Source organism: Serratia sp. MF1(2023) (assembly GCF_030954545.1).
Classification (GTDB): Bacteria; Pseudomonadota; Gammaproteobacteria; order Enterobacterales; family Enterobacteriaceae; genus Serratia; species Serratia sarumanii.
Genome location: NZ_JAVHUX010000048.1, coordinates 75,789 through 97,195 on the forward strand (window position 1 = coordinate 75,789; position 21,407 = coordinate 97,195).

Genomic DNA, 21,407 nt, shown 5'->3' on the forward strand with positions numbered 1-21,407 from the left:
ACGCATGAACATAGCATGACGTTCAGCGGCGAGCCAACGGGAGTACGGGTAGCGCAGTCGAGTTTTCAAGGGAACAAGTAGGGGGAAAAAAATCAAGGGAGTAATGGCACGCCCTATAGGATTCGAACCTATGACCTACGGCTTAGAAGGCCGTTGCTCTATCCAACTGAGCTAAGGGCGCATTGAGATGCGGCAACCTGCGGCTGCGGGTTGGGATTATACGGTCAGAGGTTAGCGAGTCAATGCCTTTTCATGGCGTTACGGCAGCGGCCGTGCTTTATGGCGTTTTTTCCGCCAGCGCCCGCACGGCGAGGGTTCCCGTCAACCGGGCGCCGCCATGCAGAGCCAGGCCAAAGCCTATGTAAATCGGCGCACGCTCAGCCCCTTGCCGCCCACCGCCCCGCCGCAGGCAAAGGCGGGCGGACTGCACCACTGCGGCGATGTCCCCCCAATCGGCATGCTCAACCACCCGCGCGTTGCAGGTCACCGCCACCCTTTCCTCCAGTGTGGCGTCGGGGCGTGCGCTGTTTAAAGAAGCCTGGCTCCCCGATGCCCAAACCAGCAACAGCGCGCAGCCTGTCCAGGCACAGCCTTTCATGCGCATAACTTCCGCCACAGCGCACTCAGGCGCGCCCGCCACGACAGCGCTCCTTCATGCTTGCCGAGCCGATGCAGCGCGGTGAGTTGCGCGCTGTCCGCCGGATGCAGCGAAGAATCGAACACCGTTTCCCCTATGCGTTTAGGCTCCGCCGGTTGCTCGTCAGGCTGATGATGCAACGGGTAAAGCCGGGTTATCGCCCTCATGATCCTGCCCTCTTTCGCCCAGTGAACCGCCCCAGCGTATCCAAGTGCCGGTAAAAATGGCGTAGAGGATCCTGAGGCCGGCATAAAAAAAGCGTAAATCGGCGTCGGCAACGGCCGCGAGGGTGATTCTGCGCCTGACAGCGCGCTCAGCTTCTGCCAGAATAGCGGCATCCCCGCTTTTCTTAATTGATGGATTTCCACACTGATGTCAGCAAAGATTATTGATGGTAAAACGATTGCGCAGCAGGTTAGAAACGAAGTGGCTGAGCAAGTGAAACAACGTCTGGCGGCCGGCAAACGCGCCCCAGGGCTGGCGGTTGTGCTGGTCGGCGAGAACCCGGCTTCGCAAATTTACGTCGCCAGCAAGCGCCGCGCCTGCGATGAAGTCGGCTTCCTTTCCCGCTCCTACGACCTGCCCGCTGCCACCAGTGAAGCCGAGCTGCTGGCGTTGATCGACCAGCTGAACGCCGATCAGGAAATCGACGGTATCCTGGTGCAGCTGCCACTGCCGGCCGGCATCGATAACGTCAAGGTGCTGGAACGCATCCACCCGGACAAAGACGTCGACGGCTTCCACCCGTACAACGTCGGCCGCCTGTGCCAGCGCGCCCCCAAGTTGCGCCCGTGCACGCCGCGCGGCATCGTCACCCTGCTGGAGCGTTATAACATCGATACCTACGGCCTGAACGCCGTGGTGGTCGGCGCCTCCAACATCGTCGGCCGCCCGATGAGCATGGAGCTGCTGCTGGCCGGCTGCACCACCACCGTCACCCACCGCTTCACCAAGAATCTGCGTCACCACGTCGAGAACGCCGATCTGCTGGTGGTGGCGGTCGGCAAGCCGGGCTTCATTCCGGGCGACTGGATCAAACCGGGCGCCATCGTGGTGGACGTCGGCATCAACCGCTTGGAAAGCGGTAAAGTGGTGGGCGACGTCGATTTCGACGCCGCCAGCGAGCGCGCCGCCTACATCACCCCGGTGCCGGGTGGCGTTGGCCCGATGACCGTTGCTACACTGATCCAAAATACCTTGCAGGCCTGCGAGGAATATCACGACGTTCAACCTAAATAAGTAAGGCAGTATGGAAATTTTCAATCTGGACAATCATCCCCACGTCGAACTGTGCGATCTGCTGAAGTTCCAGGGCTGGTGTGAAAGCGGCGGCGCCGCCAAAGAAGTCATCGCTGAAGGGCAGGTGAAAGTCGACGGCAAGGTCGAAACCCGCAAGCGCTGCAAGATCGTCGCCGATCAGGTGGTGGAGTTCAACGGCGGCAAGGTCATGGTTAAACCCTGACCCGCAGCCATAGAAAAAGGCGCTGAATTCAGCGCCTTTTTTGTTTTTCCCTGCGGCCGGATTACTTACGGCGCCAGGTAGTGCCCTGCGGGCCGTCTTCCAGCACGATGTTCATCTCGTTCAACCGATCGCGGGCGGCATCCGCCAGCGCCCAATCCTTCGCGGCGCGCGCTTCGTTACGCTGTTTGATCAGCGCTTCGATCTCCGCCACTTCGCCGTCGTCAACCTGAGCGCCTCCTTGCAGGAACTGCTCCGGCTCCTGCTGCAGCAGGCCGAGCACCTTCGCCAGCTTGCGCAGTTCCGCCGCCATGCCGTTGGCCGCCGCCATGTCTTCACCCTTGAGGCGGTTAACCTCGCGCGCCAGATCGAACAGCGTCGAGTAGGCTTCCGGGGTGTTGAAGTCGTCGTCCATCGCTTCGCGGAAGCGGGCTTCGAACGCTTCGCCGCCGGCCGGCGCGGCGTCGGCGTCGGTGCCGCGCAGCGCGGTATAGAGGCGCTCCAGCGCGGTATGCGCCTGTTTGAGGTTCTCTTCGCTGTAGTTCAGCTGGCTGCGATAGTGGCCGGACATCAGGAAGTAACGCACCGTCTCCGCATCGTAATGGCCGAGCACGTCGCGGATGGTGAAGAAGTTATCCAGCGATTTGGACATCTTCTCTTTGTCGATCATCACCATGCCGGAGTGCATCCAGTAATTGACGTACGGGCCGTCGTGGGCGCAGCTCGACTGTGCGATCTCGTTCTCGTGGTGCGGGAACATCAGATCGGAACCGCCGCCGTGAATGTCGAAGTGGGTGCCCAGCTGTTTGCAGTTCATGGCGGAGCATTCGATGTGCCAGCCCGGACGGCCCGGCCCCCACGGCGACTGCCAGCTCGGCTCGCCCGGCTTGGACATCTTCCACAGCACGAAGTCCATCGGGTTGCGCTTCACGTCGTCGATCTCCACGCGCGCGCCGGCCTGCAGCTGATCCAGATCCTGACGCGACAGCAGGCCGTATTGCGGATCGCTGTCGATGGAGAACATCACGTCGCCGTTGCTGGCCACGTAGGCGTGATCGCGATCGATCAGGCGCTGGGTGATCTCGATGATCTCGGCGATGTGCTGGGTCGCGCGCGGCTCTTGATCCGGGCGATCGATCAGCAGCGCGTCGAAGTCGGCGTGCATTTCCGCCAGCATGCGTTCGGTCAGCTGGTCGCAGGTCTCATGATTTTCCGCCGCGCGGCGGATGATTTTGTCGTCCACGTCGGTGACGTTGCGCACGTAGTTCAGCGAATAGCCGAGGTAGCGCAGGTAACGCGCCACCACGTCGAAAGCGACAAAGGTACGACCGTGCCCGATGTGACACAGGTCATAAATGGTTACCCCGCACACGTACATGCCCACTTTCCCGGCATGAATGGGTTTGAATTCCTCTTTTTGACGACTCAGGGTATTAAAAATCTTTAGCATCGGGAGATTCCGTGGTGTGCGTGATAACAAAAAAGATAACCGGGCTTCAGGTTTCCGCCCGGTAGCGTATTGAAACCTGAAGCCTGATCTATTGCAAGGTTAAGGCCATGCTTTGCTGATTTCACGCGAATAAAATGCGCGAAATTCGGCGGCCGGCGCAATTGTTATAATATAACACAAATGCGATTACCACAGACAGTGCGCGGTTGAGCCGCTGCTGACTCGCTGGGGCGGATATGTTATAAGGGCGGTCTGAATGTTCACTCGCTTTACGTGACGTCTCACTTCACCTTGTTAGGATTAAAACTATGGTTACTTTCCACACCAATCACGGCGATATCGTTATCAAGACCTTTGCTGACAAAGCGCCGGTTACCGTTGAAAACTTCCTGAACTACTGCCGCGCCGGTTTCTACGACAACACCATCTTCCACCGTGTGATCAACGGCTTCATGATCCAGGGCGGCGGTTTCGAGCCGGGCATGAACCAGAAAGCGACCAACGCGGCCATCAAGAACGAAGCCAACAACGGTCTGAAAAACACCATCGGCACCCTGGCAATGGCGCGCACCAACGATCCGCACTCCGCCACCGCACAGTTCTTCATCAACGTGGCTGACAACGACTTCCTGAACTTCCGTGGCGAAAACGTGCAGGGCTGGGGCTACTGCGTGTTTGCTGAAGTGGTTGAAGGCATGGACGTGGTCAACAAGATCAAAGGCGTGAAAACCGGCCGCAGCGGTATGCACCAGGACGTACCGGTAGAAGACGTGGTGATCAACAGCGTGACCGTCAGCGAGTAATCGCGGCTGCATGAGTACGCTGTTCATCGCAGATCTGCACTTGTGCGCACAGGAACCGGCAATCACTGCCGGTTTTCTGCGTTTTTTACGGCACGAAGCGGTGCACGCCGACGCGCTGTACATCCTTGGCGACCTGTTTGAAGCCTGGATCGGCGACGACGATCCCGAGCCGCTGCACGCGGAGATCGCCGCGGCGCTGAAAGCGCTGCAACAGGCCGGCGTGCCCTGCTACTTCATCCACGGCAACCGCGATTTTCTGCTCGGCAAGCGCTTCGCCCGCGCCAGCGGCATGCAGCTGCTGCCGGAAGAGAAAGTGCTGGAGCTGTACGGCCGCAGGATCCTGATCCTGCACGGCGACACCCTGTGCACCGACGATCACGCCTATCAGCAATTCCGCCGTAAAGTGCACAACCCGCTGATTCAAAAATTGTTCCTGGCGCTGCCGCTGCGCTGGCGATTGAAGATCGCCGCCAAAATGCGCGCCCGCAGCCAGCAATCCAACCAGGACAAGTCGGAAGCCATCATGGACGTCAACCCGCAGGCGGTCGAGCAAACCATGCTGCGCCACGACGTGCACTGGATGATCCACGGCCATACCCATCGCCCGGCGGTGCACCGGCTGGCGTTGAGCAACGGCGAAGCCCATCGCGCGGTGCTGGGCGCCTGGCACGTCGAAGGATCGATGATCAAAGTCAGCGCCGACGCCGTCGAGCTGATCCAATTCCCATTCTGAATTCCGGACTGGCGCGCGAGTGAAAATTCGCGCTTTTGACGGTGAAAACCGGCGACGCAACCGTTTTCCTCGCCGTGCGCTCATGGTATGCTCTACGCCCTCATTCGGCCCTCAGCCGACGCCAGACAAATCACAGGAGCCTTACACCCATGGGAGCCAACGCCGCTTCAGCCGCCACTACCGGGGCGAAAATCGCAATTGTAATGGGATCGAAAAGTGACTGGGCCACCATGCAGTTCGCCGCCGAAGTCCTGACCCAGCTCGATGTCCCCTTCCATGTCGAAGTCGTTTCCGCCCACCGCACGCCGGACAAGCTGTTCAGCTTCGCCGAGCAGGCTACCGCCAACGGTTTTGACGTGATCATCGCCGGCGCCGGCGGTGCGGCGCACCTGCCGGGCATGCTGGCGGCGAAAACCCTGGTGCCGGTGCTGGGTGTGCCGGTGCAAAGCGCCGCGCTGAGCGGCGTAGACAGCCTGTACTCCATCGTGCAGATGCCGCGCGGCATTCCGGTGGGCACGCTGGCGATCGGTAAAGCCGGCGCCGCCAACGCCGGGCTGTTGGCGATGCAGATCCTGGCGCTGCACGACGCCGCGCTGGCGCAGCGTTTGGCGGACTGGCGTCAGGCGCAGACCGAAGACGTCTTGAACCACCCCGATCCGCGGGAGGATGCATGAAGCCGGTTTGCGTACTGGGCAATGGCCAGCTGGGGCGCATGCTGCGCCAGGCAGGAGAACCGCTGGGCATCGCCGTTTACCCTGTCGGCATCGATGCCGAGCCCGAAGCGGTGCCGTATCAGAACAGCGTCATTACCGCCGAGATCGAACGCTGGCCGGAAACCGCGCTGACGCGCGAGCTGGCGACCCACAGCGCCTTCGTCAACCGCGACATTTTCCCGCGCCTGGCGGATCGCCTGACGCAAAAACAGCTGCTCGATCAGCTCGGCCTGGCGACCGCGCCGTGGCAGCTGCTGGCGAGCGCCGCCGAATGGCCGCAGGTATTCGCTTCGCTGGGCGAGCTGGCGATCGTCAAACGCCGGGTCGGCGGCTATGACGGCCGCGGCCAGTGGCGCTTGCGCCCGGGCCAGGAAGCCGAACTGCCGGCCGACGCCTATGGCGAGTGCATCGTCGAGCAAGGCATCAATTTCTCCGGCGAAGTGTCGCTGGTGGGCGCGCGCGGCCACGACGGCCGTTCGGTATTCTACCCGCTGACCCACAACCTGCATGAAGACGGCATCCTGCGCACCAGCGTGGCGCTGCCGCAGCCCAACCCGGCGCTGCAGCAACAGGCCGAGCAGATGCTGGCGGCGATCCTGAACGAGCTGAACTACGTCGGCGTGATGGCGATGGAGTGCTTTATCGTCGGCGATCGGCTGCTGATCAACGAACTGGCGCCGCGCGTGCACAACAGCGGCCACTGGACGCAAAACGGCGCGTCCATCAGCCAGTTCGAGCTGCACCTGCGCGCTATTCTCGGCCTGCCGCTGCCGCAGCCGGTGGTGAGCACGCCGTCGGTGATGGTCAACCTGATCGGCACCGCCGTCAACGAACAGTGGCTATCGCTGCCGCTGGTGCATCTGCACTGGTATGAGAAAGAGGTGCGCCCGGGCCGCAAGGTCGGCCATCTCAATCTGAACGACCCGAGCGCCGCCGATCTGCGCCAGGCGCTGCAGGCGCTGGCGCCGCTGCTGCCGGGCGAATACCAAAGCGGGCTGGCCTGGGCGCAGCAGAAGCTGCTCTAAGGCTGCTGCCTCAGCAGCAGAAAGCAAAAGGGGCCCTGTTCATTCAGGTGCCCCTTTTCATCTTCCTGAGATTGATGTGCCCATTCCGCGATACCGGCACCGGGCCTTTCATGTCCGCTATCCTTTCTTTGTGTTTTACAGCCGCGCTTTGTTTTCAGAACACTAATTCCCCGGGCGACAAGAACGGGTAAATTTCTGTTCAGTGACGATCGTTCCCCATTGATTGCCGATTTCTTCCTGCATCAGCTCAAAGCCAAAAGATTCATACAGCCGACGTGCGGCATCCAGTCCCTTGAACGTCCAGAGATGAACGGCCGAAAAACCCAAGCGATCGCAGAAAGCCATCGCGTTACTGAGCAGTTGGCGCCCTACGCCGCTTCCACGGCATCCTTCATCCAGTATGAACCAACGCAGATGGGCAGCGTTCTGCCCCAAAGCCTGCCCATCAATGGCCACCGATCCCACGATACGGTCATTGAGCATGGCCAGCCAAATCTGATTACCTGGCTGGTTCAGACGGCCGGTGAATTCCGCGAGGCCTGCAGCCACCTGACTCTCGAAGAACGCCCCGAAACCGGCGTGGCGGGAGTAAAACTCGGCATGCATTTCAGTGATTCGACCAATCATACCTGTCTGATAACCGGAACGAATGGTGAAAGGCGTCTGCAAAGTTTGTCCGGTGGCAAGACGGTGCGTTTGCAGAGCACCGGCATAGGCGCTCAGTCCCTGAGCAACGGTTTGTTGCTGCAATGGGTGCAGATGCGCCAGCGCCGTCGTAACCTGTTGCCGCCCATAGGCGTGGATCCTGGCCACCGTCTGTCTGCCGGTTGCTGAAAGACAGAGTGGTTTCAAACGGGTGTCATCTTCTCCGGCGGTTTCAATCAGCAATCCTGCCCGCATCAGTTTACCGACCATCCGACTGACGCTGGATTTATCCAGACCGAGTACCAGTACCAGCTGAGCGGCGGTCATCATTTCCTGCAGCTCGATTTCAAGAAGCGCATGTACAGCGGATGGGGAAAATTCAGTGCCTGCCAACGTCGTACGCATGAATCCTAATTCCCGCACTATGGTTCGGGAAGCCGTACGTATCGTTTCTATCAGAGAGTCTTCATTCATGTTTATGTATCTCGCAGAGAGCCGATGAACGACCAAGCAGTTGCAATATACAACCATATAGTTGCTTTATACAACTTACTTTAAAGCTCAATCAGCCATCGTAAGCGCTAACAACCAAGGCAGCGCCACGCCCTTTGCAATTGAACAGCCTGGGTTTTGGCAAGATTGCGGCAGCCCGAGAGCTGCCCCTAATCTTGCTTTACCTCAGCCATCATAACTGCGGAACAGCGCCCGGCCGCGCAGCAGGCGCACGCCCAGCCAGCCGCCGCACAGCGACAGCAGCAGCGCGCTGGCCAGCGGCAACGCCCACCACAGCACCGGCGTCGGCGTCCACGGGAAGTCGAACACCCGGCTCTGCAGCAGCCACAGCGCCGCCTCGGCGCCCACCGCCGCCGCGATGCCCGCCACCAGCCCCAGCAGGGCGAACTCGCACCACAGCGTGCGGCGCAGCAGCCGTTTGCCGGCGCCCAGCGTGCGATACACCACCAGCTCCTGGCGGCGCTGACGCATGCCGACCTGCACCTGCGCCAGCAGCAGCAGGCCGCCGCACAGCACCACCAGCACCACCATCACCTCCAGCGCGCGGCTGACCTGCTGCAGCACGCCGCCGACCTGTTTCAGGATCGCGCCGATGTCCATCAGGCTGAGCGTCGGGAACTGGCGGTTGAGCTGGGTCAGCATCTGACCGTCGCCGTCGTAGCGGAAGCTGGTAAGCCAGGTCTGCGGCTGGCCGTCCAGCGCGCCCGGCGGGAAGATAAAGTAAAAGTTCGGCTTCAGGCTTTCCCAATCCACCTGGCGCAGGCTGGTGACTTTGGCGCTGAACGCCTGGGTATCGCCGCTGAAGGTCAGCGTGTCGCCCAACTTGATCTTCAGCCGCCCGGCAATGCCTTCATCCATCGAAACCTCGCCGGCTTTCGGCGGCCAATTGCCCGCCACCAGCGGATTGTGATCCGGCAGATCGGCCAACCAGGTCAGGTTCAGCTCGCGGTTCACCGCCTCGCCGCCCGGATCGTCTTCATGCACCCGCTCGGTCGCCAGCTGCTGGTTAATCTCGGTCAGGCGCACCCGGACGATCGGATAATAGGTTTCCGGCTTGATCTGGTGCTGCTGCAGGAAGGTTTTCACCTGCGGCACCTGCGCCTCGGTCATGTTGAGCAGGAAATAGTTCGGGCTATCCGGCGGCAGCTGTTGCTGCCAGCGGTCGAGCAAATCGCCGCGCAGCACCAGCAACAGCGCCAGCAGCATAAACGACAGCGAGAACGCCGCCAGCTGGCTGATGGTCACCCACGGCTGATGCAGCAGGCGGTTGACCGCCAGCCGCAGCGCCAGGCTCTTGAGCGTGATGCGGCGCAGCAGCTGCAGGCTGCCCCAGCCGATGCCGCCCAGCAGCAGCGCCAGCACCGCCATGCCCGCCAAGATCGCCCACAGCAGCGTGCTGGCCCCCATCAGCGTCACCAGCAGCGCCACCACGATCGCCGCCGTCACCGGCAGGAAGTAGCGCAGCGGCCAGACGTTGGCCACTACGTCGCGGCGCAGCACCCGCAGCGGTTGGGTGGCCAGCAGCTGACGGTACGGCCGCAGCCCGACCAGCAGCGAAATCAGCACCAGCGCGCCGAGCGCCCACAGCCACGGCCAGGCGCCGGCGGCGGGCAATGCGGCCGGCAACACCGGCTTCAGCAGGCGAATCAACAGCGCTTCGAACGCCAGCCCGATCGCCCCGCCACACACCGCCGCCAGCGCCATCACCGCCAGCCACTGGCCGACGATCAGCTTACGCAGCGCGCCGCGCCCGGCGCCAAGGGTTTTCAGCACCGCGATCAGATCGTAGCGGCTGCGACAATAGTGGCTCATCGCCACCGCCACGGCGGCGATCGACAACAGCAGCGTCAGCAGGGCCGACAACAGCAGGAACTGTTGGGATCGCTGCAGCGACTTGCCGAGCGCGCTGCCGGACTCCTGCAGCCCGAACCAGCGCTGATCCGGCGTCAACTGCGGCGTCAGCCGCTCCTCGTAACGCTGAATATCCGGCTCGGCGCCGGCGAACATGTAGCGGTAGGTCAGGCGACTGCCCGGCTGCACCGCGCCGGTCTTATCGACGTCCGCCAGGTTGATCATGATGCGCGGCGCGGTCTGGAACGGGTTGAAGCCGGCGTCCGGCTCCTGAATGATTTCACCGGCGATGCGTAGCGTGGTGTCGCCCACCTCGAGCGAATCCCCCACTTTCACGTTCAGCAGCGCCAGCAGACGCGGCGCCACCAGCACGCTGCCCGGTTCGGGCTTGATGTTGGCCGGGCGCGTTTCCAGCTTGCCATACAGCGGATAGGCCAAATCGGTGGCTTTCACGTCTGCCAGCTGCGGCCGGTCGCCGGCATAGGTCATGGTGGCGAACGACAGCTGGCGGCTCAGCGTCAGCCCCTGCTGTTGCGCGTCCAGCAGCCAGCCTTCCGGCACCGGATGCGCGCTGCGCAGCACCCGATCGCCGGCGATAAAATCGCGGCTCTGCTGGCTGAGCCCTTTGTCCATGCGATCGCTGATGCTGCCCAGCGCCAGCACGCAGGCCACGGAGAGCGTCAACGCCAGCCAAACGATCAGCAGCGACGGCGAGCGCCATTCGCGCCAGAACCAGCGCCAGATCATGCTTCCTCCCACAGCTTGCCTTCACGCAGCCGCAGCCGCCGCTGGCAGCGCGCCGCCAGGGTTTCGTCATGGGTCACCAGGATCAGGGTGGTGTCAAAATCGCGGTTGAGAGAGAACAACAGGTCGGCGATGCGATCGCCGGTCTGGCGATCGAGGTTGCCGGTCGGTTCATCGGCGAACAGCACCCGCGGCCGGCCGCTGAAGGCGCGCGCCAGCGCCACACGCTGCTGCTCGCCGCCGGACAGCTGCGCCGGCAGGTGATCGAGCCGTTTGCCCAATCCCAGCTGTTCCAGCAGCTGCACCGCCTGCTCGCGGCTCTGCCTGTCGCTCTCGCCGCGCAGCAGCGCCGGCAGTTGCACGTTTTCCAGCGCGTTCAGCGTCGGCACCAGCATGAACGACTGAAACACGAAGCCGACGTTCCTGGCGCGCAGCGCGGCGCGGCCTTCTTCGTCCAGCGCGGTCAGCGACTCGCCCAGCAGGCGCACCTCGCCCTCGCTGCCGTCATCCAGCCCGGCCAAAATGCCCAGCAGGGTCGATTTCCCCGATCCGGATTCGCCGATCAGGGCGATCGTCTGCGCGGGTTTGACAAGCAGCTCGACTCCGGTAAGGATGGTGAGCTGATGCTCACCCTGACCAACGTGTTTACTAAGATGATGAACTTCAAGAACGTTTTCCGCTGGCATCTTCCCTTCCTTTTGCTGTTGGGATTATTCAGTTTACGCGCTGTCGCCGCCGATACCTTGTTGATTTTGGGCGACAGTTTAAGCGCCGGCTACCGCCTGCCGATCGAGCGGGCCTGGCCGACGCTGTTGGCCGAACAGTGGCAGAAAAAACCGGGCGCGCCGCAGCTGGTCAACGCCAGCATCAGCGGCGACACCGCCGCACAGGGGCTGGCGCGTCTGCCCGCGCTGCTGAAACAGCATCAGCCACGCTGGGTGCTGATCGAGCTGGGCGCCAACGACGGCCTGCGCGGTTTCCCGGCGCCGGACATGCAGCGCGATCTCGGCCAGATCATCACGCGGGTGCAGCAGGCCGGCGCACAGCCGCTGCTGATGCAAATTCGCATCCCGCCGAACTACGGCCGCCGCTATACCGAAGCGTTCAGCGCCGTCTACCCGGCGCTGGCCAGGCAGTTCAACATTCCGCTGCTGCCGTTCTATATGGAACAGGTGGTGGTGAAGCCGGAATGGATGCAGGATGACGGATTGCACCCCAATGGGGACGCCCAGCCGTTTATCGCCACCTGGATGGCGGAGCGCCTGGAACCGCTAGTAAAACATGAGTCTAACTAAATTAGGGTCGTACACTAGGTAAAGTTATGCAAAAAGCAGTATTGATAACCGGCTGCTCCAGCGGAATTGGATTGATTGCGGCGCAGGATCTGCGCAACCGCGGCTACCGGGTGCTGGCCGCCTGCCGCAAGCCGCAGGACGTGGAAAACATGCGCCAGCTCGGGCTGGAAGGCATCGAGCTGGATCTGGACGACAGCGCCAGCGTCGAGCGCGCCGCCGCCGAGGTGATCGCGCTGACCGGCTGCCGCCTGTACGGCCTGTTCAACAACGGCGGCTTCGGCGTTTACGGCCCGCTCAGCGGCATCTCGCGCAGCCAGCTGGAGCGGCAGTTCGCCACCAACCTGTTCGGCACCCACCAGTTGACCCAGCTGCTGCTGCCGGCGATGTTGCCGCACGGCGAAGGGCGCATTATCCAGACCAGCTCGGTGATGGGCCTGGTCTCCAGCGCCGGGCGCGGCGCCTACGCCGCCAGCAAATTCGCGCTGGAAGCCTGGTCAGACGCGCTGCGCATGGAGCTGCACGGCAGCGGCATTCAGGTCAGCCTGATCGAACCGGGGCCGATTTCCACCCACTTTAGCCAGAACGTCAATCAGACGCAGAGCGACAAGCCGGTGCATAACCCCGGCATCGCCAAGCGCCTGACGCTGCCGCCGGAGGCCATTCTGCCCAAGCTGCGCCACGCGCTGGAAAGCCCGCGCGCCAAACTGCGCTACCCGGTGACCCTGCTGGCGCACGCGATGAGCGTGCTGCGCCGCATTCTGCCGGGCCGCTGTCTGGATTGGCTGCTGCGCAGCAACGCTTAATTCGCCCGCCGGGGTTGAAGAATGGCGGCGCGCCCCCATTTACACCCCATGGCTCCGCACGATCAGAGAGAAAAAAGATGCTAGCTCAAGCTGTTGTTGATATTAACGAAACTAACCTGCACCAGACGCTGGAACAGTCGATGTCCATTCCGGTGCTGTTCTACTTCTGGTCCGAGCGCAGCCAACACTGCCTGCAGCTCACGCCGGTGCTCGACAAACTGGCGGCGGAATACGCCGGCCAGTTCATTCTGGCCAAGGTGGACTGCGACGCCGAACAGATGATCGCCTCCCAGTTCGGGCTGCGCTCCATTCCGACCGTCTACCTGTTCAAAGACGGTCAGCCGGTCGACGGCTTCCAGGGCCCGCAGCCGGAAGAAGCGATCCGCGACTTGCTGCAGCGTTTCCTGCCGAAGGAAGAAGATCTGAAACTGGCGCAGGCGCAGGAACTGCTGGCCGCCGGCAACGCTGCCGAAGCGCTGCCGCTGCTGAAAGACGCCTGGCAGAGCAGCCAACAGCGCAGCGACATCGGCCTGACCCTGGCCGAAACCCAGATCGCGCTCAGCCGCAGCGAAGACGCCGAAGCGGTGCTGGCGACCATCCCGCTGCAGGATCGCGATACCCGCTATCAGGGCCTGGTGGCGCAGATTGAACTGTTGAAGCAGGCGGCGGACACCCCGGAAATCCAACAGCTGCAACAGCAGGTGCAGCAGCAGCCGGGCAACGTCGAGCTGGCGGTGCAGCTGGCGCTACAGCTGCATCAGGTCGGGCGTAACGAAGAAGCGCTGGAACTGTTGATGGGGCATCTGAAGAAAGATCTGGCCGCCGCCAACGGCAACGCGCGCAAGACCCTGATGGACATTCTGGCCGCGCTCGGCACCGGCGACGCGCTGGCCGGTAAATATCGCCGCCAGCTGTACTCCCTGCTGTACTGATATACCCTTCGTCTTTCCAGCCGCATCGTTGTTGGCTGCACGTTCGAACCCCAGTCACTTAGTTATCTAAGCTCCTGGGGTTTCTCACGTTTGCCGCCTAGACGCAACTGGAAATCCATTGGGTATATGTGTTGTCCCAAAGTAAATATTGAAGGGTATCCCCTAAATAGTTCGAGTTGCATCAAGGCGGCAAGTTTGTAAGTCCCCGGGAACTTACTCAAGTAAGCGACCGGGGCGCGCAAACGCAGCCAACACAGATGCAGCTTGAAATATGACGGGGATATCAGCGATAGACCCGCACCCCGCCTTCCACGCCCGCCGGGCTGAACAACACCTGCCACAGCTGAATGTTGCGCGAACGGAACGCGCCGGCGCAGGCGTTCAGGTAATAAGTGAACATGCGTTCGAAGCGCTCGGAATAGCCGCCGGCCAACTCTGGCCATGCCCGTTTGAAGTTCTCCAGCCAGGCCATCAGCGTGCGATCGTAATCGGCGCCAAAGTTGTGCCAATCCTCCATCACGAAACGCCCTTCGCTGGCCTCGGCGATATGCCGCACCGAAGGCAGGCAGCCGTTGGGGAAGATGTATTTGTCTATCCAGGCGTCGACGTTGAGATCGGTCTGATTGGAACCGATGGTGTGCAGCAGGAACAGGCCGTCGGGCTTCAGGTTGCGCGCCGCGACGCTGAAATAGGTCTCGTAGTTTTTCGGCCCGACGTGCTCGAACATGCCGACCGACACGATGCGATCGAACTGGCGATCCAGATCGCGGTAATCCTGCAGCAAGATCTCGACGTCCAGCCCGGCGCAGCGTGCCTGCGCCAGCTTCTGCTGCTCGGCGGAAATGGTCACGCCGTGCACCGAGACGCCGTAGTTTTGCGCCGCAAACTGCGCCAGCCCGCCCCAGCCGCAGCCGATATCCAGCAGCGTCATGCCCGGTTTCAGCTGCAGTTTCTCGCAGATCATCCGCAGCTTGGCCTGCTGCGCCTGCTCGAGCGTCTGCGCCTCTTTCCAGTAACCGCAGGAGTATTGCATGTAGGGATCGAGCATCGCCCGGAACAGGTCGTTGCCAATGTCGTAGTGCTCTTTGCCCACCTGCCAGGCGCGCTTGCGCGATTGGCGGTTGAACAGCCGGGCATAGGCGATGCGCGCGATGTCGCTCAGGCTTTTCGGCAGCCGCTCATCGACGCCGGCCTGCAGAATGCGGGTGAACAGCATATCCAGCCGTTCGCACTCCCACCAGCCGTCCATATAGCCTTCGCCGAAACCGAGCGAGCCTTCCTGCAAAATGCGTTTAAACAGCGCCGGGTTGTGCACCCGGATATCCCAGGCGCGCGGGCCGTTGATGGCGACGCTGGCTTCCGCCAACATCTCCTCCACAATGCGATACCAGCGATCCTTCTTCTGGGCGAGTTCATCAACACTGAGCGAATCCATAACAATCCTTGGCCGAAATGTCATTTCAAAAAGCATAGTCGCAAATAAAAATGACAAATTTTTGACGGTAAATACGGGGGTGTTTTTACTCTAGCCAAGGCGAGCAACATCATGAAATGAATAAAAATTATTGAAATCATGCCATTTAGGCATACTTATCCGCGCCAGCGCGGGCGCGGATAAACCGACGGCGGCTAAGGCAAAATAGAGGTGCCGGCCTGGCCCGCCAGCACCGCGTCGATATCCTGCAGGCCGCCGATATGGGCCGTGCGCCCGGTGCGATCGACGAAGCGGCTGACCGCCATGATCTTCGGCCCCATGGCGCCGTCCGCCACCGCCATCGGCGCCAGCTCCTGCGTGGTGGCGCGCCGAATGGCGCGCTGGCGCGGCGTGCCCCACTCCTGATACACCGCGTCGGCGTCGGTGAGGATCACCAGATGATCGGCTCCCACCTGCTCCGCCAACAGCGCCGCCGCCAGATCTTTGTCGATCACCGCTTCGCTGCCCGTCAGCCCACGCTCGCCGGCGATCATCGGGATGCCGCCGCCGCCGTTGCAGATCACGATGTGCCGCTGCGACAGCAGCAGCATGATCGCCTCGATGTCGAGGATCTTTTGCGGTGCCGGCGAAGGCACCACCCGGCGGATGTAGTTGCCGTCCGCCTTCAGCGTCCAGCCGTATTTGGCCTCCAGCGCCTGCCGCTGTTCCGGCGCATACACCGGCCCGATGAACTTGCTCGGCGCCAGATAATCCGCATCCTGCGCATCCACCAGCACCCGCGTCAGCAGCGTGGACACCGGCTGCTGCGGATGGCTGGCGCTCAACTGCTGCGCCAGCATATAGCCGATCATGCCCTGGCTTTCGGCCACCAGAATATCCAGCGGATAGGGCGGCACGTCGCGGTACGCCAGATTCTGCAACGCCAGCAGTCCTACCTGCGGCCCGTTGCCGTGCACGATGGCGATGCGGTATTTCTGCGCCAGCTTGCCGATGGCGTCGGCGATGAGGGCGATGCTCTTATACTGATTCTCCGCAGAGAGCACGGCTCCGCGCTGCAACAGGGCGTTGCCGCCCAACGCAATGACCAAGGTTTTCATGGTTTGCACCCGTAGTTGAAATCATACCGTCCCGGCCGGATCCGCGATCCGGCCCTCGTGTTCACACCGCGCGCCGCACAGTGCGTTAATCGTCGTCACCCCCAGCCACACGCCCAGCAGCGTGTCCGCTCCCGAAAAGTGCCCCAGGCTCAGCACCGCCTCCACCGCCGCCGATACCTCTTCAGGCGCCCGCAGTCCCAGCGCCAACGCATGCAGCGGCGTGGCGAACACGCCCTGCTCGGCGTAACGCAGGTAGTGCGCGCTCACCAGCGTGGTCAGCGCGTCCAGCGGTGGCGTCTGGGCGAAAAACGGCGCCAGCCCGGCGACCTGAATGCGGCTGTCGAGGTGCGCGCTCAGCAGCAGGCCGAGCAAGGTGTCGTCGTTGCTCGGCGTCAGCCCCGGCCCCTTGCCCAGCGCCTGGCGCCAGTCGACCGTGCCGCCCCGCAGCCAACGGGAGAAATCCCGCACCAGCGCGGCCGGCTCCGGCGTTAACGGCTGCTTCACCAATCGGCCCAGCTCGCCGTGTAACCCGCACTGCGCCGTGCAGCGCTGCAATACCGCCGTCAGCGGCCGATCGGCAATGGCCGCGCGCGGTGTCAGCGCCAGATCCCGCGCCGCGGCGGCGGGCCGCACCAGGAGCGCATCCAACGTGATGCCTGCGGCGGAGAAGGCGCAGCGCCCTACGGACGGCACCGCACGCCGCACGCGATCGAAATCCCGCGCGCTGAGCTGCCACCCCATCGGGCTCAGGCCGCTGCCGGCGCGGTGCAGCGTCAGCAGCCGCGCGCGTTCCGTCAGGAAATTGATCGCGTTGTTGAAGCTGCCGACGCAGCGCAGCGCGCCGTAGTCTTGCGTCGCATGGCGGCTGCCGGCCAACGCGATAATGTCCATACGCCCCTCCGTTCGCTTACGCCGTGATGCCGAGCTTATCGGCCAGCGCTTCGATCGCTTTCTCGAAGCAGCCGAGCGGCGCGCGCACCGTGCCGGCGCCAATTTGCCCGACCCCGGCTTCGCGGTGGGCGATGCCGGTGTTGATCAGCGGCGTGATGCCGGTTTCCACCACCCGGCGCGCATCCAGCCCCAGGCAGGCGCCCTGGAAGTCCCAGGTCGGGATCTGCAGCATCATGTTGCGTTCGAGGTAGATTTCCGCCATTTCCTCGGAGATGTCGGTGGCGGCGCTCATGCCGCCGGAAGCCCCGACGAAGCGCGTCACGCCCGGTGCCGCGACCATCGCCGCGCCGCCAATGCCGAAAGTTTCGGTGATCGCGCTGTCGCCGATGTCCGGGTTGGCGTCCGCCTGGCTGAAGCCGGAGAAGAACAGCCCTTCCGGCGTATTGACGGGGGCGGTGAACCAACGATCGCCCATCCCGCTGATCTTGATACCGAAGTTCTTGCCGTTGCGGGTCATTACCGTGACGATGGTGCCCTGCTCAATCTCCGCCCCGGCGTCCATCGCCGCCTTGCAGTAGGCCATCGCCAGATTGAGGAAGAACTGATCGGTGATGCTGAGGAACTGCATCACCTGCGCCAGCTCCGCCTTATCGCGCGGCAGCAGGCTGATCTCCGGCGCCAGCCTGCGCATCAGCAGCGCCGAGGCCGCGATATTGCGCTGGTGGAATTCGTCCCCCATGCTGATCGCCTGCGCCATCAGCGCGGTCAGATCGATCCCTTCCTCCAGCGTCGCCAGTACCGCTTTCAACACCGGAGCCAGCGAGTCGCGCATCCAGCGCAGGCGCTGCTGCACGTCCTCGCCGTAGGCGCCGAAGCGCATCACTTTACCGATGCCTTCGTTCATGTTGCAGTAGGCGTAATTGCCGTGAACGGTGTTCCTGACCACCACCATCGGCATGTGAGCCGAGGTGATGCCGCCCATCGGCCCCACCGCGCTCACGCTGTGGCACGGGATGAATTCGATTTCCCCCTGCTCCAGCAGCGCCAGCGCCTGCTGCTCATCCTGCGCCCAGCCTTCGAACAGGCAGGCGCCGATGCAGGCGCCGCGCACCGGGCCGCTCATCTCTTGCCAGGTGACCGGCGGGCCGGCGTGCAGCAGCTTGCGCCCTTCGGCCAGCTGCGGGATCAAACGGTGCGCCAGATCCACATCCTGCCAGTGCGGGCGCGCCTCGCGGATACGGGCGATAACGGCGGCGTTTGCTTGCTCAATCGTTGCGTACATAGCGGTTCCTTACTTTAATTTTTTCAAGATGTTGGCGAATCGTTGATCGCCACCGGCCACCGGCGCCCACTGGTAGTGCACCACCGGGATGTCGCTGGTTTGCAGGTCATCGGCGAAGCTGCGCAGCCCGGCGTTGATCACCGCGACGCCGTCCAGCAAGGCCGGCCGTTCGCGTTCAGGTGCGGGTAAGACGGGGGTAATCAGCTGGTGCGCCAACGCGACCGCCGCCGGCAGCGACGGCATCACCGCGATGCCGGCCTCCTGCAGGGTGGCGATTTGCCGAGAGCGCTGCTGTGGATCCTGTTCGGTGCCGGTGACGGTGGCGATCGCCGCCAGCGGGTGGGCCGCGCCGCGCGCCGCGCGCACGTTGGCCACCTCGGCCGCCAGCGACGCCGCCGGATCGTCCTGAGCGCCGAAGCCGATCACCACGTCCAGCAGCAACACGCCGGTCTGCGGCTGCTGCGCCAGGCGGGCGATTTCTTGATTGCGGGCGGTCGGGTCAATCATCGGGTGCGGTCGCCCCTGGGTATAAAAGTCATCGCCCATGTCGATGATGCGATGGCCGTCGGCCATCAGCATGGCGCCGCGCGGGTGCTCGCTATCCACCGGCAGGGACAGTTTTTCCGCCAGCAGCATCGCGCATTCGGCGGCCAGCGTGCCGCCGGCGTACAGCCCGGCGATTTTGCCGCCGGGCACCGCGGGCTGTTGTGCCGCCTGTTGCTGCACGTAGCCCAGCATCGCCGCCAGCCGCGCCGCTTCATCCAGCGTGGCGGCGAACGTGATGTTGCCCTCCTGACGCACGGCGGACTGCGCGCCGAGGAACAACGCCACCACCGGCTTGCCGAGCGCTTTCATCTCGTCAATCACCCGCTGGCGCACCTCGGGTGCCGGCGGTTTGGACACGAACGCCAGCACCAGACTCTGCGGATCCGCCGCCAGCATGCGCAGCGCGCTGATGGCGCTGATACCGCCGATCTCCGCCGTCAAATCCCGCCCGCCGAGGCCAATGGCGTGCGAGATGCCCTGGCCCGCCAGGGCAATTTGCGAAATCAGTTCCTGAATGCCGGTGCCGGAGGCGCCCACCACGCCGATAGATCCGGCGGGCGCCACGTTGGCGAACGCCAGCGGCGCGCCGGCGATGCAGGCGGTGCCGCAGTCCGGCCCCATCACGATCAGCCCGCGTTCGCGCGCCTTGGTTTTCAGCGCCACTTCCTGCGCCACGCTGACGTTGTCGGAGAACATCATCACGTTGCAGCCGTCTTCCAGCGCGCTATCCGCCAGCTCCGCCGCGTATTCGCCGGCGATCGAGATCAGCGCCAGATTGGCGGCGGGCAGCTTCTGCCTGGCGGTGCGCCAGCTGCGCGCCCGCAGCAGTTTTTTGCCGCCCTGGCTGCCCTGCGTAATCGCCTTGAGCGCCGTCTCCAGCGCCGCGCCAATCTCCTCGGCGATCGTCTCGTCGGCGGACTCCGCCTTGATCGCCACGCAAATATCGTTCGGCGTCGCTTCGCTAAACTGCGGGTGCCAGAAACCGGTCACCTCCAATAAGGATTTATTGGCCGGTGTCCCCATCATGACGGATATTTCCTCGACCTTGGGAGATTCACTGAGTTTGCGGGAGATCAACATCAGGCTGACGGAATCCTGAAAGCTCCCCTTTTTAATAAAAGCATGGATCATGGTGATATCCTTAGAACAGCATTTAATAATATCGGCAATATTCCCGCACCGGCGGCACGGCGACGCATTGAATTCAGCGAAAAGGTTAATTATCAAGCTACAAATTAAAACCGCGCCCCGAGGTGAGTACGGTCACACTTTATCCATTGTTAGAAAAAATAACTTAATCACCTGAATATTAGTTAATCCAGAAGGGAAAAAGCATTTATAAAAAAACTTCTAACAATGGCGATTTAATTCAACGAATTTTTAATCCAATCGGATAAAACGCATCTGGATCACATTATTCCCCCCCGGTATTTATACATTACAACGCAGAGGCGAATTAAATAAACCGTAGTGATAAAAGGACTGTATATGAAGGTCTCTAAACAACAATTACATCAGCTTATCCAGCAAAAAATTCACGCCGCCGGCCTGAGCCAGGAACACGCCGGCATCGTCGCCGACGTGCTGGTTCATGCCGATGCGCGCGGCATTCATTCTCACGGTGCGGTCAGGGTCGAATACTATTCCGAACGCATCAGCAAAGGCGGCACCAATAATCACCCGCATTTCACCTTTGAGAAAACCGGCCCCTGCAGCGCCATTTTCGACGGCGACAACGGCGCCGGGCACGTGGCGGCCAAGCTGAGCATGGATCGCGCCATTGAAATGGCGAAAGAGAACGGCGTGGCGGTGGTGGGCGTGCGCCGCATCGGCCACAGCGGGGCGCTGTCCTACTTCGTGCAGCAGGCGGCGCGCGCCGGCATGGTCGGCATTTCGCTGTGCCAGTCCGATCCGATGGTGGTGCCGTACGGCGGCGCCGAGGTCTACTACGGCACCAACCCCATCGCCTTCTCCGCGCCGGGCGAAGGCGACGAGCTGATCACCTTCGATATGGCCACCACCGTGCAGGCCTGGGGCAAAGTGCTGGACGCCCGCTCGCGCAACGCCGCCATCCCCGACACCTGGGCGGTGGACGCCGAGGGCAAGCACACCACCGATCCGTTCGCCGTCAGCGGGCTGCTGCCGATCGCCGGGCCGAAAGGCTACGGCCTGATGATGATGGTCGACGTGCTGTCGGGCATTTTGCTCGGCCTGCCGTTCGGCAAACACGTCAGCTCGATGTATCACGATCTCAGCGCCGGCCGGGAATTGGGGCAATTGCATATCGTCCTGAATCCGGGTTATTTCACCAACGAATCGACGTTCCGTAAAAATATCAGCCAGGTCATGAAAGAGTTGAATGCCGTTAAGCCGGCGCCGGGCGTCAGCAAAGTGCTTTACCCGGGGCAGAACAGCCATGCGCGTGAAATGGAAAGCGAGAAAAACGGTATCGAAATCGTCGACGACATTTATCAATACTTAATTTCAAATGCTATTTACCAGCGTTCTTACGACCATAAAGATCCCTTCGCCAGTTAACGCACTCTTATTATC

Annotated in this window: 21 protein-coding genes and 1 tRNA gene; 10 read left to right on the plus strand and 12 right to left on the minus strand. The window is 62.4% G+C overall.

All coding sequences use genetic code 11. The features are described from left to right. Positions 1 to 104: 104 nt before the first annotated feature. The 3 genes from REA38_RS23395 to REA38_RS23405 form a co-directional block, all read right to left on the minus strand. Positions 105 to 181 (minus strand) — tRNA-Arg (locus REA38_RS23395). Between the two features lie 96 nt (positions 182 to 277). After that, entirely contained in the window at positions 278 to 616 is a 339-nt protein-coding gene (locus tag REA38_RS23400) for a hypothetical protein (RefSeq protein ID WP_308886719.1), read from the minus strand. Then, positions 595 to 804 carry a hypothetical protein gene (locus REA38_RS23405; protein ID WP_207764472.1) on the minus strand — a complete coding sequence of 70 codons (210 nt, stop codon included), beginning with the start codon at positions 802 to 804 and terminating at the stop codon, positions 595 to 597. The genes REA38_RS23400 and REA38_RS23405 overlap by 22 nt, the downstream gene beginning before the upstream one ends. Before the next feature lie 205 nt (positions 805 to 1,009). Between REA38_RS23405 and folD the strand changes: the two genes are divergently transcribed. Continuing rightward, entirely contained in the window at positions 1,010 to 1,876 is an 867-nt protein-coding gene (gene folD, locus REA38_RS23410) for a bifunctional methylenetetrahydrofolate dehydrogenase/methenyltetrahydrofolate cyclohydrolase FolD (RefSeq protein ID WP_033637396.1), read from the plus strand. Positions 1,877 to 1,886: 10 nt separating this feature from the next. Then, on the plus strand, positions 1,887 to 2,099 hold the full coding sequence (gene ybcJ, locus REA38_RS23415) for a ribosome-associated protein YbcJ (RefSeq protein WP_033637394.1): 213 nt from the start codon (positions 1,887 to 1,889) through the stop codon (positions 2,097 to 2,099). 61 nt (positions 2,100 to 2,160) lie between these two features. Here ybcJ and cysS read toward each other — a convergent pair whose 3' ends face one another. After that, on the minus strand, positions 2,161 to 3,546 hold the full coding sequence (cysS, locus tag REA38_RS23420; RefSeq protein ID WP_308886720.1) for a cysteine--tRNA ligase: 1,386 nt from the start codon (positions 3,544 to 3,546) through the stop codon (positions 2,161 to 2,163). 308 nt (positions 3,547 to 3,854) lie between these two features. Between cysS and ppiB the strand changes: the two genes are divergently transcribed. The 4 genes from ppiB (at position 3,855) to purK (ending at position 6,820) form a co-directional block, all read left to right on the plus strand. Then, on the plus strand, positions 3,855 to 4,349 hold the full coding sequence (gene ppiB / locus REA38_RS23425) for a peptidylprolyl isomerase B (RefSeq protein ID WP_016928800.1): 495 nt from the start codon (positions 3,855 to 3,857) through the stop codon (positions 4,347 to 4,349). Positions 4,350 to 4,359: 10 nt separating this feature from the next. After that, a complete protein-coding gene (locus REA38_RS23430) occupies positions 4,360 to 5,082 on the plus strand; it encodes a UDP-2,3-diacylglucosamine diphosphatase (protein WP_074026641.1) in 723 nt (240 codons plus the stop codon). Positions 5,083 to 5,231: 149 nt separating this feature from the next. After that, positions 5,232 to 5,756 (plus strand): 5-(carboxyamino)imidazole ribonucleotide mutase, encoded by a 525-nt coding sequence (purE, locus tag REA38_RS23435; RefSeq protein ID WP_033653219.1) that lies wholly within the window; start codon positions 5,232 to 5,234, stop codon positions 5,754 to 5,756. Next, entirely contained in the window at positions 5,753 to 6,820 is a 1,068-nt protein-coding gene (purK, locus tag REA38_RS23440; RefSeq protein ID WP_047568935.1) for a 5-(carboxyamino)imidazole ribonucleotide synthase, read from the plus strand. The genes purE and purK overlap by 4 nt, the downstream gene beginning before the upstream one ends. A gap of 162 nt (positions 6,821 to 6,982) precedes the next feature. Here the strand turns inward: purK and REA38_RS23445 are convergent, their stop codons facing one another. The 3 genes from REA38_RS23445 to ybbA all read right to left on the minus strand — a co-directional run bounded on the left by REA38_RS23445 (position 6,983) and on the right by ybbA (position 11,259). Next, a complete protein-coding gene (locus REA38_RS23445) occupies positions 6,983 to 7,939 on the minus strand; it encodes a helix-turn-helix domain-containing GNAT family N-acetyltransferase (protein ID WP_308886721.1) in 957 nt (318 codons plus the stop codon). Positions 7,940 to 8,143: 204 nt separating this feature from the next. After that, the gene (ybbP, locus tag REA38_RS23450; RefSeq protein ID WP_308886722.1) at positions 8,144 to 10,576 is read right to left on the minus strand and encodes a putative ABC transporter permease subunit YbbP; all 2,433 of its coding nucleotides are present in this window, start codon (positions 10,574 to 10,576) and stop codon (positions 8,144 to 8,146) included. After that, positions 10,573 to 11,259 (minus strand): putative ABC transporter ATP-binding protein YbbA, encoded by a 687-nt coding sequence (ybbA, locus tag REA38_RS23455; RefSeq protein ID WP_004940192.1) that lies wholly within the window; start codon positions 11,257 to 11,259, stop codon positions 10,573 to 10,575. The genes ybbP and ybbA overlap by 4 nt, the downstream gene beginning before the upstream one ends. Here ybbA and tesA point away from each other — a divergent pair. The 3 genes from tesA (at position 11,230) to REA38_RS23470 (ending at position 13,603) form a co-directional block, all read left to right on the plus strand. Beyond that, entirely contained in the window at positions 11,230 to 11,868 is a 639-nt protein-coding gene (gene tesA / locus REA38_RS23460; RefSeq protein ID WP_160866764.1) for a multifunctional acyl-CoA thioesterase I/protease I/lysophospholipase L1, read from the plus strand. The two genes, ybbA and tesA, sit on opposite strands and share 30 nt — an antisense overlap. Positions 11,869 to 11,894: 26 nt before the next feature. After that, a complete protein-coding gene (locus REA38_RS23465) occupies positions 11,895 to 12,671 on the plus strand; it encodes an SDR family oxidoreductase (protein ID WP_308886723.1) in 777 nt (258 codons plus the stop codon). A 77-nt stretch (positions 12,672 to 12,748) separates the two neighbouring features. Then, on the plus strand, positions 12,749 to 13,603 hold the full coding sequence (locus REA38_RS23470) for a co-chaperone YbbN (RefSeq protein WP_041033725.1): 855 nt from the start codon (positions 12,749 to 12,751) through the stop codon (positions 13,601 to 13,603). Positions 13,604 to 13,886: 283 nt separating this feature from the next. Here the strand turns inward: REA38_RS23470 and cfa are convergent, their stop codons facing one another. From cfa to REA38_RS23495, 5 genes are all read right to left on the minus strand, one after another. Then, positions 13,887 to 15,038 (minus strand): cyclopropane fatty acyl phospholipid synthase, encoded by a 1,152-nt coding sequence (gene cfa / locus REA38_RS23475; protein ID WP_308886724.1) that lies wholly within the window; start codon positions 15,036 to 15,038, stop codon positions 13,887 to 13,889. A gap of 194 nt (positions 15,039 to 15,232) precedes the next feature. Then, on the minus strand, positions 15,233 to 16,135 hold the full coding sequence (locus REA38_RS23480) for a carbamate kinase (protein WP_308886725.1): 903 nt from the start codon (positions 16,133 to 16,135) through the stop codon (positions 15,233 to 15,235). 21 nt (positions 16,136 to 16,156) lie between these two features. Beyond that, positions 16,157 to 17,026, minus strand: a complete 870-nt coding sequence (locus REA38_RS23485; protein WP_308886726.1) for a DUF2877 domain-containing protein — start codon at positions 17,024 to 17,026, stop codon at positions 16,157 to 16,159. Between the two features lie 16 nt (positions 17,027 to 17,042). Beyond that, on the minus strand, positions 17,043 to 18,308 hold the full coding sequence (locus tag REA38_RS23490) for a DUF1116 domain-containing protein (RefSeq protein WP_015376903.1): 1,266 nt from the start codon (positions 18,306 to 18,308) through the stop codon (positions 17,043 to 17,045). Positions 18,309 to 18,317: 9 nt separating this feature from the next. After that, the gene (locus REA38_RS23495; protein WP_308886727.1) at positions 18,318 to 19,985 is read right to left on the minus strand and encodes an acyl-CoA synthetase FdrA; all 1,668 of its coding nucleotides are present in this window, start codon (positions 19,983 to 19,985) and stop codon (positions 18,318 to 18,320) included. 357 nt (positions 19,986 to 20,342) lie between these two features. Here REA38_RS23495 and allD point away from each other — a divergent pair, with 357 nt between their 5' ends. Then, a complete protein-coding gene (gene allD, locus REA38_RS23500) occupies positions 20,343 to 21,392 on the plus strand; it encodes an ureidoglycolate dehydrogenase (RefSeq protein WP_048321330.1) in 1,050 nt (349 codons plus the stop codon). Positions 21,393 to 21,407 lie beyond the last annotated feature (15 nt).

Coding starts and splice junctions, on each gene's coding strand:
- REA38_RS23405 (WP_207764472.1), bottom strand. CDS start 804: ATGAGGGCGATAACCCGGCTTTACCCGTTGCATCATCAGCCTGACGAG.
- folD (WP_033637396.1), top strand. CDS start 1,010: ATGTCAGCAAAGATTATTGATGGTAAAACGATTGCGCAGCAGGTTAGA.
- ybcJ (WP_033637394.1), top strand. CDS start 1,887: ATGGAAATTTTCAATCTGGACAATCATCCCCACGTCGAACTGTGCGAT.
- cysS (WP_308886720.1), bottom strand. CDS start 3,546: ATGCTAAAGATTTTTAATACCCTGAGTCGTCAAAAAGAGGAATTCAAA.
- ppiB (WP_016928800.1), top strand. CDS start 3,855: ATGGTTACTTTCCACACCAATCACGGCGATATCGTTATCAAGACCTTT.
- REA38_RS23430 (WP_074026641.1), top strand. CDS start 4,360: ATGAGTACGCTGTTCATCGCAGATCTGCACTTGTGCGCACAGGAACCG.
- purE (WP_033653219.1), top strand. CDS start 5,232: ATGGGAGCCAACGCCGCTTCAGCCGCCACTACCGGGGCGAAAATCGCA.
- purK (WP_047568935.1), top strand. CDS start 5,753: ATGAAGCCGGTTTGCGTACTGGGCAATGGCCAGCTGGGGCGCATGCTG.
- REA38_RS23445 (WP_308886721.1), bottom strand. CDS start 7,939: ATGAATGAAGACTCTCTGATAGAAACGATACGTACGGCTTCCCGAACC.
- ybbP (WP_308886722.1), bottom strand. CDS start 10,576: ATGATCTGGCGCTGGTTCTGGCGCGAATGGCGCTCGCCGTCGCTGCTG.
- tesA (WP_160866764.1), top strand. CDS start 11,230: ATGAACTTCAAGAACGTTTTCCGCTGGCATCTTCCCTTCCTTTTGCTG.
- ybbA (WP_004940192.1), bottom strand. CDS start 11,259: ATGCCAGCGGAAAACGTTCTTGAAGTTCATCATCTTAGTAAACACGTT.
- REA38_RS23465 (WP_308886723.1), top strand. CDS start 11,895: ATGCAAAAAGCAGTATTGATAACCGGCTGCTCCAGCGGAATTGGATTG.
- REA38_RS23470 (WP_041033725.1), top strand. CDS start 12,749: ATGCTAGCTCAAGCTGTTGTTGATATTAACGAAACTAACCTGCACCAG.
- cfa (WP_308886724.1), bottom strand. CDS start 15,038: ATGGATTCGCTCAGTGTTGATGAACTCGCCCAGAAGAAGGATCGCTGG.
- REA38_RS23480 (WP_308886725.1), bottom strand. CDS start 16,135: ATGAAAACCTTGGTCATTGCGTTGGGCGGCAACGCCCTGTTGCAGCGC.
- REA38_RS23485 (WP_308886726.1), bottom strand. CDS start 17,026: ATGGACATTATCGCGTTGGCCGGCAGCCGCCATGCGACGCAAGACTAC.
- REA38_RS23490 (WP_015376903.1), bottom strand. CDS start 18,308: ATGTACGCAACGATTGAGCAAGCAAACGCCGCCGTTATCGCCCGTATC.
- REA38_RS23495 (WP_308886727.1), bottom strand. CDS start 19,985: ATGATCCATGCTTTTATTAAAAAGGGGAGCTTTCAGGATTCCGTCAGC.
- allD (WP_048321330.1), top strand. CDS start 20,343: ATGAAGGTCTCTAAACAACAATTACATCAGCTTATCCAGCAAAAAATT.